The sequence below is a fragment of the Streptomyces sp. ALI-76-A genome, assembly GCF_030287445.1.
Lineage (GTDB): Bacteria > Actinomycetota > Actinomycetes > Streptomycetales > Streptomycetaceae > Streptomyces.
Window position 1 is genome coordinate 41171 of record NZ_JASVWB010000005.1, and the last position, 17095, is coordinate 58265.

At 69.8% G+C, this 17095-nt stretch carries 15 protein-coding genes; 9 read left to right on the top strand and 6 right to left on the bottom strand.

Annotated features, from left to right (window positions below; genetic code table 11):
• Positions 1-77 precede the first annotated feature (77 nt).
• Both QQS16_RS43270 and QQS16_RS43275 read left to right on the top strand, forming a co-directional pair.
• Positions 78-719, top strand: coding sequence for a ParA family partition ATPase (locus tag QQS16_RS43270; protein WP_286068241.1), 642 nt, complete (start codon positions 78-80; stop codon positions 717-719).
• A 115-nt stretch (positions 720-834) separates the two neighbouring features.
• Positions 835-1695 carry a hypothetical protein gene (locus QQS16_RS43275; RefSeq protein ID WP_286068243.1) on the top strand — a complete coding sequence of 287 codons (861 nt, stop codon included), beginning with the start codon at positions 835-837 and terminating at the stop codon, positions 1693-1695.
• A 125-nt stretch (positions 1696-1820) separates the two neighbouring features.
• Here QQS16_RS43275 and QQS16_RS43280 read toward each other — a convergent pair whose 3' ends face one another.
• Complete coding sequence (locus QQS16_RS43280; protein ID WP_286068244.1) at positions 1821-2021, bottom strand: hypothetical protein; 201 nt, start codon at positions 2019-2021, stop codon at positions 1821-1823.
• Positions 2022-2180: 159 nt separating this feature from the next.
• Between QQS16_RS43280 and mobF the strand changes: the two genes are divergently transcribed.
• The 3 genes from mobF to ltrA all read left to right on the top strand — a co-directional run bounded on the left by mobF (position 2181) and on the right by ltrA (position 6568).
• Positions 2181-4001: a MobF family relaxase gene (mobF, locus tag QQS16_RS43285; RefSeq protein ID WP_286068245.1), complete on the top strand. Its 1821-nt coding sequence runs from the start codon at positions 2181-2183 to the stop codon at positions 3999-4001.
• Positions 3998-4345 (top strand): hypothetical protein, encoded by a 348-nt coding sequence (locus QQS16_RS43290; protein ID WP_286068246.1) that lies wholly within the window; start codon positions 3998-4000, stop codon positions 4343-4345. The genes mobF and QQS16_RS43290 overlap by 4 nt, the downstream gene beginning before the upstream one ends.
• Before the next feature lie 963 nt (positions 4346-5308).
• Entirely contained in the window at positions 5309-6568 is a 1260-nt protein-coding gene (gene ltrA / locus QQS16_RS43295; RefSeq protein WP_286068247.1) for a group II intron reverse transcriptase/maturase, read from the top strand.
• Positions 6569-6837: 269 nt separating this feature from the next.
• Here the strand turns inward: ltrA and QQS16_RS43300 are convergent, their stop codons facing one another.
• The gene (locus tag QQS16_RS43300) at positions 6838-7272 is read right to left on the bottom strand and encodes a hypothetical protein (protein ID WP_286068248.1); all 435 of its coding nucleotides are present in this window, start codon (positions 7270-7272) and stop codon (positions 6838-6840) included.
• A gap of 514 nt (positions 7273-7786) precedes the next feature.
• Here QQS16_RS43300 and QQS16_RS43305 point away from each other — a divergent pair.
• The 3 genes from QQS16_RS43305 to QQS16_RS43315 all read left to right on the top strand — a co-directional run bounded on the left by QQS16_RS43305 (position 7787) and on the right by QQS16_RS43315 (position 11233).
• Entirely contained in the window at positions 7787-8992 is a 1206-nt protein-coding gene (locus QQS16_RS43305; protein WP_286068260.1) for a hypothetical protein, read from the top strand.
• Between the two features lie 487 nt (positions 8993-9479).
• Positions 9480-10868, top strand: coding sequence for a PP2C family protein-serine/threonine phosphatase (locus tag QQS16_RS43310; protein ID WP_286068249.1), 1389 nt, complete (start codon positions 9480-9482; stop codon positions 10866-10868).
• Positions 10865-11233 carry an STAS domain-containing protein gene (locus tag QQS16_RS43315; protein ID WP_286068250.1) on the top strand — a complete coding sequence of 123 codons (369 nt, stop codon included), beginning with the start codon at positions 10865-10867 and terminating at the stop codon, positions 11231-11233. The genes QQS16_RS43310 and QQS16_RS43315 overlap by 4 nt, the downstream gene beginning before the upstream one ends.
• A gap of 207 nt (positions 11234-11440) precedes the next feature.
• Here QQS16_RS43315 and QQS16_RS43320 read toward each other — a convergent pair whose 3' ends face one another.
• A complete protein-coding gene (locus QQS16_RS43320) occupies positions 11441-11746 on the bottom strand; it encodes a hypothetical protein (RefSeq protein ID WP_286068251.1) in 306 nt (101 codons plus the stop codon).
• Positions 11747-11947: 201 nt separating this feature from the next.
• Between QQS16_RS43320 and QQS16_RS43325 the strand changes: the two genes are divergently transcribed.
• Positions 11948-12184, top strand: a complete 237-nt coding sequence (locus tag QQS16_RS43325; RefSeq protein ID WP_286068253.1) for a DUF8825 domain-containing protein — start codon at positions 11948-11950, stop codon at positions 12182-12184.
• Between the two features lie 261 nt (positions 12185-12445).
• On the opposite strand, the gene QQS16_RS43330 is transcribed toward QQS16_RS43325, so the two are convergent.
• Genes QQS16_RS43330 through QQS16_RS43340 form a run of 3 tightly spaced genes read right to left on the bottom strand, consistent with a single transcriptional unit; the run spans position 12446 to position 16637 of the window.
• On the bottom strand, positions 12446-13237 hold the full coding sequence (locus tag QQS16_RS43330; RefSeq protein ID WP_353479773.1) for an ATP-dependent DNA ligase: 792 nt from the start codon (positions 13235-13237) through the stop codon (positions 12446-12448).
• Positions 13238-13246: 9 nt separating this feature from the next.
• On the bottom strand, positions 13247-15910 hold the full coding sequence (locus QQS16_RS43335; RefSeq protein ID WP_286068256.1) for a DEAD/DEAH box helicase: 2664 nt from the start codon (positions 15908-15910) through the stop codon (positions 13247-13249).
• 37 nt (positions 15911-15947) lie between these two features.
• Positions 15948-16637: a hypothetical protein gene (locus QQS16_RS43340; protein WP_286068257.1), complete on the bottom strand. Its 690-nt coding sequence runs from the start codon at positions 16635-16637 to the stop codon at positions 15948-15950.
• Between the last annotated feature and the right edge of the window lie 458 nt (positions 16638-17095).

Below are 17095 nucleotides of genomic sequence, written 5' to 3' on the forward strand. Positions count from 1 at the left end.
GGTGTCGGTCACCGTGTCGGGAGAGACGTGGCAGCATCTTGCGGAACGTAGCCACTGCACGAGGAGAGAGCCGCGCCGTGCTCATCGCCAACATCAGCCCACGAAGCATGGGTAAGACGACCGACACCGGCATGATGGGACACGCATTCCACGAGGCTGGATACCGCGTGCAGCTGTGGGACGCGGACGAGTCTGAGCACCTCACTCAGTGGTCCGAGCTCGCGGACTTCCCCTTCCCTGTGAAGCACAACGCCTCCGCCAAGTTCGCTGAGGAGTACACGCCGCTCGGAGAAGCCGGGATCGACATCGTCGATGTCGGTCACACCGAGAACCACCCGCACATCGCAGACAGCGTGCTCAAGGTGGCCGACCTGGTCCTCGTTCACATGGAACCGTCGATGGCCGACTACCAGCGTGTCCATCAGCCGCGCACTTCCACCCCGCTTCAGACGATGGTCGGCCGCTCCGCGTTCGACAGGCCCTCACGCACGGCCCCGCCGATGTGGGTGCTCCTCAACCGAGTACGCCCCAATGTCCGGAGCGAGAAGGAGATCCGGGGTCTGCTCGCTGATGCCGACTACAACGTGCTCACGGTGAAGATCCCGGTCCTGGACGACATCAAGCAAGCCACGGGCTTCCCGGTGGAGCATGCGGCCCGGGGGCCGTTTGGGGAGCTGATCACCGAGCTGCAGGAGCGGGGGCTGATCAAGAGTGCCTAAGCGTCGTGACTTCCGAGCGGCGGCCGACAAGGGAGCCCAGCAGCCTCCCGCCAGCAGTGCGAGCTCCACGTCGGAGAGCGTGGCTGTGCATGACCGGCCTGCTGACCCTCCACAGATGCGCGCTCAGCCCTTCACGATGGAGCACTGGGGACTGTCCCTGCCCGACGTGGACGCTACGCCGGAGACCGCGTACGGCCCGCTTGACGAGCACGAGCAGCGTCTCCTTGCCGAGGCTCACCGAGCTGTCGACAACGCCCGCACAGCCCGCTGGATGCTGGGCTTCTCTCTGGAAGTGGTTCGAAGGCGCCGCCTCTACCGTGGTGACGGCACTCGCACTTGGGAGCAGTACCTGGCCCTGGAGCACGACGGCCTCTCGACCAGCGAGGCCGATCGTCTCCAGAAGACTTGGCGTCTGGCGCAGATCGTGCAGAAGGAACTGGGCCGGCCCTTGCCCGACAGTCACCTGCGAAAGTTGCAACCGTACGCGGAGCGCACCAGCGACCAAGAGGCCGCGCGCGCCTATGCCGAGCTGTACTGGGCCCACCAGGCAGGCGGGGTCCGGCTTGTAGCCAACCAGGTCCAGCAGCGAGTGAAGAAGGCGGTGGCGGCCGCCAAGGGGGTCTCCGATCCGGCGGAGCGTAGCCAGGCCGTCAGCGCGGCCTGGATGACCGCACCCGAAGCGGTGATGCCCACGCAGCGTGTCGAAGCGAAGCGAGAGCAGGGTGCGGCGCCTAGGCGGACCTCGGACCCGGTGGACGCTGCGCTAGAGCTGCTGGAAGCGGCGCGGCAGGCAGTCGAGAACGCCACGGAGGACAAGGCCGCACGTAAGGCTCGCAGCGGCGAGGATGCCCAGAGGCAGCAAGACGCCATCCGTCGCATCGGCCGAATCCTCAGCAAGGTGAAGGTCGACGCCGACGCCGATGCTGGCGCCGTCGACGAGGACGGCATCGTCGATGCAGAGCTGGTGGAGGGCTGACCCCTGCCGTTGAGCGGGACTTCCCCAATTGGGGAAGTCCCGCGATTTTTGGCGGCAGCAGCTCTGTGGTCACATGCCGCACAGGGCCGGTGGTGGTGCCGTGCGCAGTATTCGCACGGCCGCCGTCAGCTCCCGCCGCGGTCGTTCATCAGGTCGTTCCACTTCTGCTCGATGACCGGGTCGTTGGTGCAGCGGGTGCAGTGGGGCAGGTAGTCGGTCCGTGTGGGGTATGGCACGCCAGCCGAGCGGACGACGACGTGCGGGCGCAGCGTGAGAGGCTGGCCGCACAGTGGGCAGGGGTCTTCGTGGAGAAGATTCGTTTTCATGCGGCGGACTGTGCACACGTCGGTGGCTTACCGTCTCGGGCTGACCGGACGGCCCGCCTGACGGGCGTTCCAGTAAAGATCTGGTGATGGCCTCCCGCCCGGCGGGACGGACCCCGGATCGCGCTTCTTTGCAGGTCAGGCCCGGGGTTCCATGGGCCGATGATCAGTATGTCGCCAGTTCGCCCGGGGTACGGGGTGCGCTACCTCTTCCGTGGCGTGATGGTCGGCGACGGCCACCGCCGGGCGGGCACGTCGCTGCGCGCCGCCCAGGACGAAGCCGGTGTCCCGGCTGGTGTGTGGAAGGGCCGGGGCCTGGCCGCGCTCGGTCTCAAGGCCGGGGACGTGGTGACCGAGCGGCAGGCCGAACTCCTCCTAGGGGAGGGCCGGCACCCGGACGCCGACCGGATCGAGCGCGAGCTCCTGGCGCAGGGCAAGAACCCAGCGCAGGCCCGGCGGGCGACCGTGCTGGGCAGGCCCATCGAGCACAACCGCTCACCGAAGACCGACAAGGCTAAGGAGCGCACCCCCTGGCTGGCCTTCGACCTGGTTTTCCGTCCCCCGCCGACGGCACACATCGCGTGGGCCCTGATGGACGACGAGCACCGCCGGGTGCTGGAGCTGTGCGACAACATCGCCCGCGACAAGACCCTGGCGTGGCTGGAGGAGTCGGTCGCGGAGATCCGCTCGAAGGCCGGCGGCAAGCAGCGGGCCCGGATCAAGGACGGACTGATCATCGCGGTCTTTAGGCACTACGAGTCCAGGGCCACGGAATCGAGGCCACTTCTTCACTCGCACGCGGTCGTGTCGATCCGCGCCCGGCGGCCGCACGACGGGAAGTGGGGCAACCTGTCGGCGGACTCGTTGATGGCCAACATCGTTGCCGCTGACACCCTCTACACCCTCCTGTTCATGGAGGAGGTGTCCGCCCGGCTCGGGTGGGCGTGGGAGCCGCGCGAGGTGACGCCCGGCCGCCGGCCTGTCATGGAGATCGCGGGCATCGACCAGCGGCTCATTGGCTGGCAGTCGACCCGCCGCCAGCAGATCGAGGACGCGCTCCCCGTCCTCACCGCCAAGTACGAGGAACGGCAGGGGCACCCGCCCGGGGAGAAGGCCGGCTACGCGCTGGCCTGCCAGGCCGCCGACCAGACGCGCCCGCCGAAGCGCACGGAGCTGCTGTCGCTGACCGAGCTCCGCAGGCGATGGCGGGAATCGGCGATCCGGGCATTCGGCGCCTGCACCGTCTACCGGCTCGCCGAGCGGGCGCGGGCGGCGGCCGCGGCGGTGTGGACGCGGGTGCGGCCGGTGGTCGACATAGCACTGGCGGCCGTCGACGTCGTCGCCGTGGTGTACGTGATGCGCGGCGCGTTCAAACGCCACCACCTGCTCGCCGAAGCCCGCCGCCACCTCTCCTACGTCCTGCGCGGCCGACCCCACGAGCCCGGCCTGGACGAACAGATAGTGCAGACGGTCGTCGACGACTACACCCGCCCGGCGAGCCGGCGGATGATGACCGCCGACCTGCGCGCTCTCTACCCGCGCGACACCGAGGACCAGGCCGTGCTGCGCCCGCTGACCCGCAAGCGGACCGCCCCGCTGTACGAGCGAGCCCGCCTCGCCGCCGACGCCCTGGCCGCCCGGGTCCACGCGGTGCGCCGTGCGGAGCGCCTGGGCTCCCGTACCCGACCACGCACTGTCGCCGTGCCCGCCGCCTCGAGGACGCACCCGCGGCCGTTCCGCAACGGCCCGAAGGACGGCCGCCTCCTGGAGCCGGAGACCGGCGTCGACACGGTGGAACGAACGCGCCAGACCTTGGAAGCCGCCGCCGCGCAGTTGGCCGCCACGCTCCAGGACAGCCGGCGGGCACGCGAAGCCGCCCACGGCCCTCGCCCGCAGCCCACCCCGGCGACGGCCCCGTCGCCGCACACCCAGCAGCCCGGCGTCCAGCACACCCCGGGCCGAAGTTCAGGAGGAGTCGCGTGAGCACCCCGGAAGAACTACCCAACCCCGACGACGCACTCGCCCGCGCCCGCGCGGCCCGCCCGGAGATGGCCGCCGCGCTCGACGAGGACCAGGAGCCCGAGCTCGACGAGGACCTGGGGTGGCAGCCGGTCTGGAAGAGGCCCCGGAAGTTTAAGTCGAAGGCGGACCAGAAGAAGGAGCTGCGCAAGCAGCGGGAGCGGCTCCGGGACGCAGGGAAGCGCCGTCTCGCCGCGGCGAACTCGCGACGGCCCCGCTCCCGGCAGAGCCGGATCGGGAACGCGGCCGCGCGCCGGGATGCCCGCGCCCTGTCCCGGGTGCGGCACTCCAACGCCTGGCTGTGGTGACGATGCCGAGCATCGTCTACCGAGTGGAGCTCACGATGTTCTGCATCCAGTGGCGATGCACGACATCGAGTGGGCTCCACTCAGTGGGCTCCACCCGATGGGCTCCACCGAGTGGACTCCACTCCGGTGTGCCGGATGACGATGGACTCCACCGTGGAGCGCACCGCATCGGTGCGCCACCGCACCCGGTGCGCCGCACCGTCCGGCGATGCCCGGCACTCTCGCGCGCCGGTGCGCCGCATCCGATGCAGCGCACCGCATCGCTGCGCCCACCGCCGGCCACCCCTCCATCAGCTGCGGCCGGGCGCGCACGCCCTCCTTGTCCAGCTCCGCTACACCCCCTTGTCCGGCTCTGCTACCGCGACGTTTTCCCTTGACGTGTGTCCTGAACATGAAAGGAAGTTGCATGTAGGAGCGATTTCCGGAAGTGATGCTGTGCGAGAGATGAAGGTTTCGTGGCCCTTCGGAGCCGCCCTGCGGGGGGAGGCTTCAAACCGCCTCATGCTGCGTTAGCTGAAGACTGTCGTGGTGAGCGATGAGGAAAAGGCGTCGTAAGAGGCGTCAGGTGGGGATCGGAAAGACGAACGCAAGTGAATCGCTGCTGACGTGTCGTAAGGAAACCAGACGACATCGAAACCGGGGTGTGTCAAGAACTCCGGGATGAGCCTGGCGGGTGCCCGCTTATTGGCTAGGTGGTGTCCGGCATGTAGGCGACGTGAGTCCGGTCTGCGGCTCTCGCATGGAACAGGAGAAGGCAGGTCCGATACGCCCTGACGCGAGGTCGGGGGAGAGGGAGTGCCCCAAGCGGAGGACACCGTAAGGGGTCGAGTACCGATGCGGACCCTGCTGGCAGACCGGCCCGTAGTAGTGACGAAGCCCCTGTAACGGGGGTGGAGCGAAGGGGCCGGGTCGTTCGTGACTGAGTTGATCACATCAACCGGGCAGCAGCCCGGGAGGAGTGCGATGGGCCAGTTGAAGTCTCAGATCAAGCCGTTTGATATTTCGAAGTGGGAAGTCAAGGAGGCGTGGGAGGAAGTCAGGTCACATAGGGGCGCACCCGGCGTTGACGGGCAGAGCATCGAGGACTTCGAGAAGGACCTGAAGAGCAACCTCTACAAGGTCTGGAACCGTATGTCGTCGGGCTCGTACTTCCCGCCGCCGGTGCGCGCGGTGGAGATCCCCAAGCCAAACGGAGGCGGCACGAGAATGCTCGGCATTCCCGCTGTCGCCGATCGGGTGGCGCAGACCGTCGTGGCCCGGCATCTGGTGAGAAGGGTGGAGCCTGTATTCCACCCGGACAGCTACGGATACCGGCCTGGACGGTCTGCCTTGGACGCGGTGGAACGGTGCCGGAAGCGCTGCTGGAAGCGGGACTGGGTGGTGGAGTTCGACATCGCCAAGTTCTTCGACAGCGTGCCCTGGGACCTGCTGGTCAAGGCGGTGGAGGCTCACACCGACGCCGTTTGGGTGAACTTGTACGTGCGGCGGTGGCTCGCTGCCCCGCTCGTCCTGCCCGACGGCTCTCTGCTGGAACGGGAACGCGGGACCCCGCAAGGGTCCCCGGTGTCTCCCGTCCTGGCGAACCTGTTCCTGCACTACGCGTTCGACGCCTGGATGGCTCGGGAGTTCCCGAGCGTCTGGTTCGAACGCTATGCGGACGATGCGGTGCTGCACTGCGTCACCGAGCGCCAGGCCCGCCAGGTGCTGGCCGCGCTCAGGGACAGGCTGGTCGAAGTCGGGTTGCAGCTGCACCCGGACAAGACCCGGATCGTCTACTGCAAGGACTCGTACCGGCGGGGCTCCTACGAGCACACGTCGTTCACGTTTCTCGGGTACACGTTCCGCCCCAGGAAGAACCGGAATCGGCACGGCAAGCAGTTCCTGTCGTTCGAGCCGGCCATCAGCAGACAGGCCCTGACCCGAATCGGTCGCGAGGTGCGTTCCTGGCAACTGCACCGCCGCGTCGGCACCTCCTTCGGAGACCTCGCCCGCACGATCAACCGTGTGGTCGGGGGATGGATCAACTACTACGGACGGTTCCGGCCGTGGGAGCTGTTCCCCTTCGTGATGCGCATCAACGCCTACCTGGTGCGTTGGATCCGCAAGAAGTACAAGCGGCTCGCAAGCCGTCGGAAGGCCCACGCGAAGCTCGTGGAGATCGCACAGCGGTTCCCGCGGATGTTCGCGCACTGGCGCCTCACCACCGCTGCCTGCGAGATCTGATGATCAGAACGACAAGAGCCGTGTAACGGGAGACTTTTACGCACGGTTCTGTGAGGGCCGAGGGGTGAGATTCCCCTCGGCTACTCGATATCGCCTGTTTCTGCTCGCGATCAGGTCGCGGTCAAGGGGGTGTGTGATATAGGGGCCCGTCCCGGCCGTGGCGCGCCCAGTGCGGTGATGCCGGTGGAGCGCACCGAGGTGGCGCGGCGCGGTGCGGTGGAGCGCACCACGGCGGCGCGCGCCGCACCATCGCCGTCCTGGAGGTGTGGCTACGCGGTGGCGCGGTGCGCCTCCATCGCCTGCTTCATCCCCGCGGCCTCCAGCTGTCGCAGGACGTCGGCGACGTCGCCGTGGTCCTCGGTGAGGATGTTCCCGGTGAAGCGGGTGGTGGTGTCGGCGATGCCCGGCAGACCGCCCAGGCACACGCCGTGGCACAGGAGCTCCAGCAGCAGCCGCCCGAGCGTGGCCGCCAGGAAGGAGTGCGTGCACGGCTCCCCGTCGCAGTCGTCCACGGCGGTGATGGGGATGATGACGCGCGCGGCGACGTCCAGGAGCAGCCGGTGAAGCTCCGGGCCCGTGTCGTCGGCGACCGCGCCGGCGGTGTCGATGTCCCCGGCCTGCCACGCCCGGATGTAGGCGAAGGCGCTGGCGACGTCCTCCGGCTCCATCGGGGCGAGCGGCACGGTGACGGTGTTCTCAGGCATGACAGCTCCTTAACGTTCGGGCGCCCCTGCTGATCGCGGCGGCCTCGAAGACACCCTCGAACTGCGGCCCTGTGGACAGAGTCCGGCCACCGGCGAGGGAGAACTCTCCCCTCTGGTTTGATCACGATGCGGTTACGGCGGAGGGGTTTTCCGAGGTCGGCGTCACACGGAGGCCGAAAACCGAACCTGTACAAGGTGAATGGCGGGATAGGCCCGCCCCACCTTGCAGGAGCATCCCTTGGCGACCGCCGGCGATCCCGAGCAGCCCCTTGACCGGACCGAACAGGCCCCCTCCGTGGACCCCTCCATCACCCCCTCCGCGTCCCGTCACCACGGGTCGGACGTTTCCGCAGGTCAGGCGCGGCGGAAGGGGGGTCACCGCAGGTCCGACAACCCTCATGTAGATGTAGCAAGGCGTCCCAAGCACAGGAGGACTTCGACCGGGCCTCGACGCCGGGAGCTCCTGCAGGCGCTGGGGATCTTCCAGAGGGCTACGCCTGACCAGCTGTGGAAGCTGACCCGTCCGGACAACCAGCACGACAAGCTCGTGCGGGACAACCTCCTGGATCTGGAGGACCACAACCTTGTGAGGATCGAAGCGGTCCGGGAGGACCAGCGGCAGGTGTGGGTGCTGACGAAGCGAGGACACGGCGAGGCGAAGAAGCTGCTGGAGCCGAAGGGCATACGGGTCTCGGCACTGCGCGAGGAGAAGTACGACCCGGTCACCGGGAAGCTGCTCGGTGCCAGCTACGACGACCACGCGGCGGCGGTCACCTCGACGGCCGCCGAACTCCACCGTGCCGGGATCGGTCACCGGCTCGGCTTCCAGACCGAGATCGGGCACCGGCTCGCGGACGGGTACGTGCAGCGGGCGGACCTGGTGGTGCGGGCGCCGGAGGCCGGGGTGCCGGTGATGCTGCTGGAGATCGACCGCCGCTCCGAGGACGCGCACGACCTGGTGCAGAAGCTGCGCCGGTACTGGGAGTGGGGCCGGCTGCTGCCCGGGGACGCGGCCAAGCGCACCGTGGACCTGGTCCGGTCCCGGCCGGACGTGATCGAGGATGTCGGCCACGAGAAGCGGCTGTGGCGCCGGGTCTACCCGCCCACCGGCCGGGAGGGCCTGGTGCCGGTGGCGTTCGTGTTCGCCGACACCACCGAGGCGAAGGTCGCCAACACGGTGAAGGTCCTCGAGGAAGCCGGCCGCCGCTTCTGGGCGCCGCGCCGGTACGAGACCTACTACCGAGAGGCGATCACGGCGAAGGACTACAGCCAGGCCGTGCCGGTCGTCGTCACCACCCTGGAGCAGCTGACGGAGCACGGCGCGGACGCGGCGGTGTGGCGGCGCCTGGGCCGCAAGGACGAACAGACCCTGACCGACGCGCTCGACAACCCCGACGGCGACGCTCTCTACCGCCGCCAGTACACCCGCGCCGAAGCGGAAGACGAACGGCGCCGTGCCGCTGAGCGGGAGGCGCGGCGGCCGGTGTGCAAGCGGTGCGGGCAGAAGTTCACCGACGAGCGCTGGGAGGAGACCACCGCGAGAACTGCCTGGAAGGCCGGGGACCTGTCGGTGTGCGGCGACTGCCATGCCGACGACGTCGCCCGCAAGGAAGCCGCCGCCGAAGCAACCCGCTTCCAGACCGCCACGCCACCAGAACCGGAGCCGGAGCACGACCAGGAGCCGGGCAAGCTCCGCGGGCTGTTCCGCCGCCGCGGCTGACGCCATACGGCGACGCCGCCCCTCCCCGCCGGGCGGGGAAGAGGCGGCGTCGGCGATGGGTGGGCCGGGTCAGGCCGGGGCGGCCTGCTTCGTCAGCGCGGCGAGCGGGGAGGGGCGGCCCTCGTGCGCAGCTGCTCCAGGTCGACCTCCGGGTGGGCGGGGACGATCGGGATGGTGCAGCGTCCCTGTCCGGGTTCGCGCTCAGGTCGACCAGCAGGCTGCGGTCGACGAACCGCCGGGCCGCGAAGACCGTCACGTTTCGCCTTTCGGTGATCACTGCGCTCAGTTGCGGCTGTTTCCGCGAGGCTCGTCGTCGGGTCGGGTGCGTTGAGGCGTTTGGGTACAGTGCCTGGGTGCTGACTGTCTGGTCGGCGCCTTCCTGGGGGGGATGAGCGAGACGAGGGTTATGCCGGAGCAAGCGAGTCCGCCTGCGATAGCACCGAGCGGGCCTGTGGCCGCGTCGGCCGAGGCGGCACGGTTGGCGGCGGTGCGCCGTTACGACATTCTCGACACCCCTCCTGACGGCGCCTACGACCGAGTCGCGGCGCTGGCGGCGCGTCTGTTCGAGGTGCCGGTGGCGACGGTGACGATCGTGGACGAGGACCGGATCTGGTTCAAGGCCACGCACGGACTGGAGGGTGTCAGCGAGATCGGCCGGGATCCGGGGCTGTGCGCCTCGGCGGTCCTGACCGATGACACCACCGTCATCCCCGACACCCTGCTGGACCCGGTCGCCTGTTCCAACCCGCTGGTCGCCGGCCCGATGGGGGTGCGGTTCTACGCCGCCGCTCCGATCATCACCGCCGACGGGTACCGGCTGGGCACGGTCAACGTCCTCGACACCCGCCCCCGCGAGATCAGCGAGACGGATTCGGCCACGCTCGCGGACCTGGCGGCGGTGGTGCGTGACCAGCTGGAGCTGCGGCTGTCGGCGTTGCGCGTGGTGCGCGCCGAGCAGGAGCGCCGGAAGGTCGAGCAGGAGAAGCGCCAGGCGGAAGAAGAGGCCCGCCAGCGTGCGGAGCGGGACAAGGCGGCCATCGCCGCGTTCGCCTCCACCCTGCAGCGCACCCTGGTGCCTCCCGTCCTGCCCGCGGTACCGGGTCTGGAGCTGGCCTGCCACTACAAGACCGCCTCCCCGCAGGAAGTGGGCGGCGACTTCTACGACGTCTTCCCCGTCGGCGAAGGCCGGTGGGCGTTCTTCCTGGGCGATGTGTGCGGCAAGGGCGCCGAAGCCGCCTCGGTCACCTCACTGACCCGCTACACGCTGCGGGCCGCAGCCCTCGTCGACGCCGACCCGACGGCCGCGCTGAAAGCCCTGAACACGGCGCTCCTGCTGGACCCGGCGGTTGGTACCCGCTTCTGCACCGCCGTCTTCGGCATGCTCGATCCCGCCCGGGACGGCGGTTTCACGGTCACGCTGGCCACCGGCGGCCATCCGCCCGCCTACCACCTGAGCCCCACCGAGGAAGGCGGTGTACGGGTGGAGGCGGTCCGCGCCAAGGGCGGCATGCTGGTCGGCGCGATCGCCGAAGCCGCCTTCGCCTCACGCACCCTGCACCTGGCACCCGGCCAGGGCCTGCTGCTCTACACCGACGGGCTGACCGAGGCCCGCACCGCCGATGGCCACATGCTTGACGACACAGGCCTGACCGACTTCCTCGCCCGGCGCCCGGCGCCGGTCAGTGCCGGCGCCCTGATCGACGACACCGTCGCGCTCCTGGACACCCTCCCCGACACCGAACGCGACGACGTGGCCCTGCTGGCCCTGTCCGTCCCCACCCCCGATGCCGCTCCCGCAGGTATCACCACCACCGCTCACAGCGCCGCCGCCCCGACCGCCGACGTCTCCGTCGGGCAGGAGAACCGACGCCCATGACCGACGCACTCCACATCGATGTCCCGCACACCGACGGGACCCTGGCCGTGATCGCACTGTCCGGCGAGTTCGACATCGCCGCCGCACCCACCGTACGGGCCCGCGCCCTGGAACTCATCACGAACGGCCACCCCCACTTGGTCGCCGACCTGGCGGGCGTCACCTTCTGCGACTCCTCAGGACTGGGCGCCCTCGTCGGCATCTGGCGCTGCGCCAAGGACGCCGACGGCTCCCTGACCCTGGCGGCCATCCCCGACCGGCTGAGCCGCCTGCTCAGCGTCACCGGGATGGACACCTTCCTGGCCGCCTTTCCCAGCGCCGACGCCGCGCTCGCCGCACGCCAGGGCAACCGCACCACCGCCTGAAACCTCTCGCTCGCCAGGGCGGCGCCAACAGCTGGCTGGCACTGCACAGCCCGGCCTTTCCTCCCGCGGGGCACGGGGGCACGGGGGCATGACCAAGCGCGCGCCGCGACCAACGTACTGGTCGCGACGCGCGCTCATCCGCTCCGCCAGGCGCTACACGCCGGGCTGCGGCGTACAGCACACCGGATGCTGCCTTTCCCCGCCGGGTTAGTGGGACTCGTCGTAGGGGTCGCGGCTGCCGGACTTGGCCAGCCCACGGCTGATCATGTAGCCGACGGTCAAGATCACGATGTACAGCCATGCCTTGTCGGCGCGGAAGTAGTCGGTGTGTCCGTCTTCGGTGCCCACGACCATGGAAGCGATCAGTACCGCGACCACGGAGGCGAGGTAGATGAAGAATTCGGTCGTCTTCAGAGCCGACTTCGTCTCGGTCGACAGGCGACGGGGACGGTGCGTCACAGGCCCGGTGCCAGCAGGATCGTTCGGGTTGCCGGCCGGGGTTCCGATGTTCATGGCGATGCATCCATCCAGTACGTGCGAAGCACCTCATGCACTCCACGAGGGCGGAAGCGCTGCGTCAAGATCAGCGCTCCCAGTCCCCGACTACCCCATGTCAGCTACGTAAACGGCAGATAAAGCTTGCCGAATACAACAAACGTCTGGGGGCATCGCCTCGCCTACCCGTGTCGTCCGAACAAGCGATCTCATACCGGTATGGACGCGACCAACTTCCCCGACGACCTGGTGCAGACGCAAGCAGCCTGGAACGCCACCTACGCCGCGCTCGCTGCACCCCGCCCCCGCGACACCACCGCCCTGCGCCGCCGCCTGCTGCTCCTGTCCGTACGGCTGTGGTGGCACCCCTACTGGGAGACCGCCCCCTCGGTACCGGCGGAACGCTCCGAGCTGCGCCAAGTGGTCCGCGCCCGCGGAGCCGTCCGGGCCGCGTGACCCGGCGCCTCGGTCGACCAGGAGCACGGAGTTGCAACAAGGGTTGCGCCTGGCTGTTGCGCTGGAGGTTGCGGCAGGGGTTGCGCCTACTGTTGCGCGACCTGACAGACCCCCCTGACATTTGCGCAGGTCACCACGCCTTTTTGCCGTGGTCGGCCTGCTGACATCCCCGTTGCGGCTGCTCTGCCCATGTCCCCTGGCTGGAGTGAAGGAGGGATGGGCGGGATGGGCGACGTGGCCGCAGCCGGGGATCGGGGGCGCTCAGCGGGTTGCGCGTCGGCCGGAGCCTCCGCGCGTGCCGCCGTCGCGCGGCGAGGCTGTCAGGCGGGGAACGTCGGTGAGGGAGAGATCGGGGCGGGCGCGGGGCCAGCGCGCAGGATGGCGCCACCGGCCGGAGACATCACGGGCGACATCGACGCCGACTTCCACCACCAGCCCGGGCTCGACCAACGTGATGTCCAGTTGCTCCCGGCTGCCCCATCCGGCGGAGAACGACCAGCCCGTCCACGGATGCCCGCGCCGTCCCGCCTTGAGCAGGCCGGCGACCGCGGTGCCTGCCGCTCGGGCGAGGGTCGTGGTGCGGCCGACGTACTGGAGGCGGCCTTCGGCGTCGTACCTGCCGAGCAGCAACGTCCGGGGCTGGGTCAGGGAGCCGCTGACCGCGTACTTCCGCCAGCCCCTCACCGACGGCTCATAGGCATCGGTGAGCCGCTTGAAGACCACGCCTTCCATCCCGACCGACGCCCACGACAACCACTCGCGCACGGTGTCCGGGTCGGTGGTCGACGGGCACAGTGCCCACGGGGCGAAGAGCCGGCGGGCGGCGAACACCGACTCCAGCGCGGCCCGACGCCTCCAGTACGGCCATCCGATCGTCACGGTCCCGGAGAGCCTGAGCAGATCGAACGCCACGAAGTGGGCCGGCCACTCCTCAGATGCCCGGACAGCACCGGACCCGCGCCGGGCAAGCCGGTTCTGCAACCGATCATGCGCCAGCCATATCCCCACCCCGCCCTCCCGGTGCCAGCGGCGCGGTGCCGGTGGGCCCCTCACCTTCCGGCTTTACGCCCACTCCATGCCCAGCTCCCGCAGCGCGTCCAGCTGTTCCTGGGTGAGCTTGTCCCTCCTGGCACGGACGTTCGATGTCCATACGCCCAGTTTCACGACCACTGGCTCCGTCTCGCCGTCGACCGCGATCTCCTCAGCGTGGCCGCGCGGTACAGGCCGGTGGGCGCCTTCTCGTTCAACCCACTGTGCGAGGGCCACCAGGCCGCGCTGGAAGGCCGGCTGCGCCTTGCTCGGGCCCTTCGTCGCGCGGGTGACCGCAGGGGCCGGAGATGGCGCCTGGACGGGCTTCACGCCCAGCTGGGACAGCCGTTCCTGCTGCACGCTCGATAGCTGCGCCCAGGTGCCCGGGTTCTTCTGTCGCTGGAGCCACTTGCCCAGGTCGTCGCCCTCGAACAGCACGCCAGGCTGGATCTCGGGCAGGCTGCCGTCGGCGTCGACCAGGTCCGCGAGGACGCGGTAGTGCCGCTGCCAGTCCAGAGGCCACGGGCAGTCCCAGTCCGGGTCGATCGCGGCCAGCTGCTGCGCGCGCTCCGCCGCCCGCTTCGGGTCCTTCCCGAGACCGCCCTTGCGCCGAAGGTTGGCCATGTGCTGCCCGATGGGCACCATCGCCTGGCCTTCGCCCCACACCGCGTCCTGACGCGGAGCGAGGTGTCCCGTGGCCCGCCGGTACGAGCGGAGCGCGGCGAGCTTGTTCTCCCACGCCTCCTCGCCCGGCTCCCACACCATCCCGGCCTCCGGCGCGTCCAGCAGGGTCTTGCGCCGCTCCTCCAGTTCACCTGCCCGCAGCGCCTTCCGCTGCTGGTGGACCCATCGGCCAAGGGGAAACGCCTTGGTCGCCCCGACTTCGACCTCGACGTCGTAGGGCACGGCGTAGACGCCGGTGATCTCGTTCTCTGCCCGCCAGCGGATGAGGGCTTGGTAGCCCTCCAGCCACACCAGTGACTCCGGGCGGTAGACCCGGGTGCGCAGGAACGCCGCGATCGTCGCCGCGTCGCGCGGGCTGGAGAAGTGGAGCAGCGCCGCTTCGGCGGCGGCCTGGGTGTCGTCCTCCTGGTCCTCGCCGTCGCCCTCGCCGCCGGTTCCGACGATCCGCCCGTCCTCGTCACGCCGGACGTGGACCTTGCGCTTGCCGCTGGTGAGGGCGCGGGAGGCGAGTTGCTCGACCAGACGTTCGTCATGCGAACGCAGGCCCTGAAGGACCGCTACAAGGGGGCGGAAGCTGGCACTGGCGACCATGTCGGTCGGGTCCTCGCCAGGCTCCAGGAACACCGGCACGATGATCCTGGCCACCTTCGTGCTGCCGTCCTTGTTGAGCCTCAGCGCGCGGCCGATGTTCTGGACGATCTCCACCTGGGAGCCGCGGGTGTCCGCGAAGCAGACGGCCTCGACTCCCCGTTCGCCGGTGATGTCCACGCCCTCCCCGAGAACGCGAACGCTGGCGAGGAAGGCGCGGTGCACCCGGCGCCCGGCGGCGTCGATGCCGTTGGCGAACTGCCTGATGACCTCGCGCCGCTCAGTCACGAGGTGGTCGCCGCACAGCCACGCCGACCACACGCGGTCCGGCGGTACGTGGCGGCCGGCCTCGAGTTCGTAGAACTCCGCGTCGATGGAGGACTTCGGCAGCTTGTCGGCGGCGGCCAGGTCGTCGTCGGTGGCGTCGTTGAGGTACAGCTCGGCTGCGGTCTCCGGCAGCTTCTCTGCGAACGCGGCGGCTTCCTCGACCTTCTGGTGGAACGTCATGACCGTGCGGAGGTTGTACGCGGCGGCGTGCTCCAGGAGCGCGGTCTGCAGGAGCGCCAGGCGCCGGCCGCGCCGGGCTTCCTCGGACTCCCCGAGGACGGGGGAGGGGTCGCGGATCTCCAGGACGTCGATCTCGAACCCGGCGAGGATCTCCCGCTCGATCGCCTCCGACAGCCCGAGCTCCGCGATCCACGCACCGTAGGTGCCCTGCGGGTCGTCGGCCATGGACGCGATCTCCGCCTCCTGGCCCTCCGCGCCCTTCTGCGGGCGGGCCGCGGCGAGGATGCGCGGCGTCGCGGTGAGGTAGAGCCGGAAGTCCGCCGGGATCCGCTGGTTGTCGTGGATCGCAGCCCACGGCCGACCCAGATCACCGGCGGTGCCGTGGGCCTCATCGACGATCGCGAGGTCGAAGCCGTCCATGCGCTGGCCGTACAGCCGGTCTCCGCCCGCCAGAGCGGCCTCCAGCGGCCCGCGAACCTTCCGCTGGCCCTCGGGTGCGTCGATGTCCTCGCGGTCCACCAGGGAGGCGTACGTGGCAAACACGACCACCGGCCCGGACCCCGCCCACAGGGCGAGCTGGATCGGGTTGGTGGTGGTCCGCACCCCCAGTTCCTTCAGCACCGGGTCGTTCTCCAGCGAGCACACCGCCACCATCGGGGCCCGGTGACCCACCAGCCGCCACGCCTGAGCGGTCTGCGCGAGCAGGTCCAGGGTGGGCACGGTCACGAGGATCCGGCCGTCCGCGAACGACTCCAGCGCGCACGCAGCAGCCGTGATCGTCTTGCCCGAGCCGGTCGCTGACACGATCGTGGCACGGGCACCCTGCGGGGGCACAGATGACCTTGCAGGGAATCCCACCCACCTGCGAAACGCGGAGCGCTGATCTACCTGGTGTTCCTTGAGCTGAATCGCTGACATTTCCTTGCCTCCCCGAGCGGTCAGTTCCTGTGGTTTTTCAGAGGGCCGCGTGCGGAATACAGGCCGCGCCCAAGTCGTTCCAGATCGACGCATCCGCCTTGTGCCAGCCGCCCGGCTTTCCGTCCTTGAAGGGCGGCTTGTCGTCCGGGTCGTAGTGCCCGGCATCGAGCGTGCAGACCACGACGTCCCCGTCCGCGTTCCGCGTCCGGGCCGTGCACAGACCGCCGGCCTCACCCAGCGCCTCCAGCACCCGGCGCCGCGCCGTGGTGTGCGGGTGGGTACGCGGCAGGACGCTCTCCCGGACGAACTTCTCCAGCCGCACCAGGTCGGCCCGCTCACGCTGCCTCACGTCCGCGATATGTACGGCCAGTTCAGCGGCCCCCGCCGACCGGCCGCCGCGCCGGGACCACTCCCGGTCCGCGATGCCCACCAGGGCCTCGCTCACAGCCCTCACGCCCTCATCCCAACCGTCCGCGAACAGCGCGCCCCGAGAGGCCGGCGCCATGCCGCCCAGCTCCACCACCTGGCACTGCGCCCCGGCGACCGCCCCAGCCTCCAGCGCGGCCACCAGGTCGTCCGCCTCGCTCGCGGGCACGCCCTGCGCCTCCAGGAGCGCGAACACCCTCAACCGGGCGTTCACGCCCGCAGTCTGGTACTGCGTCACCCGGCGCAGAGAATCGCTGCTCAGCGCGGGATCGGGTCCGGTAGATTCGTGGTGACCGGTCATCTGCGGTCGTTCCTCTCGGAATTCCAGGGAGTTTCCCGGGTGGTTGGGGGGTGTCCCGTGTTTCCGCCAACGGTACATGCTGCATCAACCTGATGCACACGGTACACTGAAACCCGACACGAACGAGCGACCCCCTCCCTCGTAGCCAGTCCGGCCCGCGACAGCGGGCCCCAACGGTTCTGGAGGCGCAGCCGGAAGGACCGTCAGGCGGGGGAGCGCAGCGGACCCGCCCGGAGTCCGCAGGACTCCCCAACTCCCCAATTGGAGGCCCCATTAGCCGCACGTGACACCCCGCCAGCCCCAGCCGCGCATCGCGCGGCCCGCCGGGCGCGCAGCGGCCGGCCCCACCGGTCCCTGGAGCGCAGCGGAGGGGACCGCCCTCGCATCGCGAGGGCCAGCGGGAGCGCAGCGACCGCCCCGCTTGCACATCGCGCAGCGATGTGGTACCCGCTCCGGGG

Bases quoted from the DNA above. Each gene is read 5' to 3' on its own strand.
- QQS16_RS43340 (WP_286068257.1), bottom strand. From the start codon at position 16,637: ATGACCGGTCACCACGAATCTACCGGACCCGATCCCGCGCTGAGCAGC.
- QQS16_RS43275 (WP_286068243.1), top strand. From the start codon at position 835: ATGCGCGCTCAGCCCTTCACGATGGAGCACTGGGGACTGTCCCTGCCC.
- QQS16_RS43335 (WP_286068256.1), bottom strand. From the start codon at position 15,910: ATGTCAGCGATTCAGCTCAAGGAACACCAGGTAGATCAGCGCTCCGCG.
- mobF (WP_286068245.1), top strand. From the start codon at position 2,181: ATGATCAGTATGTCGCCAGTTCGCCCGGGGTACGGGGTGCGCTACCTC.
- QQS16_RS43300 (WP_286068248.1), bottom strand. From the start codon at position 7,272: ATGCCTGAGAACACCGTCACCGTGCCGCTCGCCCCGATGGAGCCGGAG.
- QQS16_RS43320 (WP_286068251.1), bottom strand. From the start codon at position 11,746: ATGAACATCGGAACCCCGGCCGGCAACCCGAACGATCCTGCTGGCACC.
- QQS16_RS43325 (WP_286068253.1), top strand. From the start codon at position 11,948: ATGGACGCGACCAACTTCCCCGACGACCTGGTGCAGACGCAAGCAGCC.
- QQS16_RS43315 (WP_286068250.1), top strand. From the start codon at position 10,865: ATGACCGACGCACTCCACATCGATGTCCCGCACACCGACGGGACCCTG.
- ltrA (WP_286068247.1), top strand. From the start codon at position 5,309: ATGGGCCAGTTGAAGTCTCAGATCAAGCCGTTTGATATTTCGAAGTGG.
- QQS16_RS43280 (WP_286068244.1), bottom strand. From the start codon at position 2,021: ATGAAAACGAATCTTCTCCACGAAGACCCCTGCCCACTGTGCGGCCAG.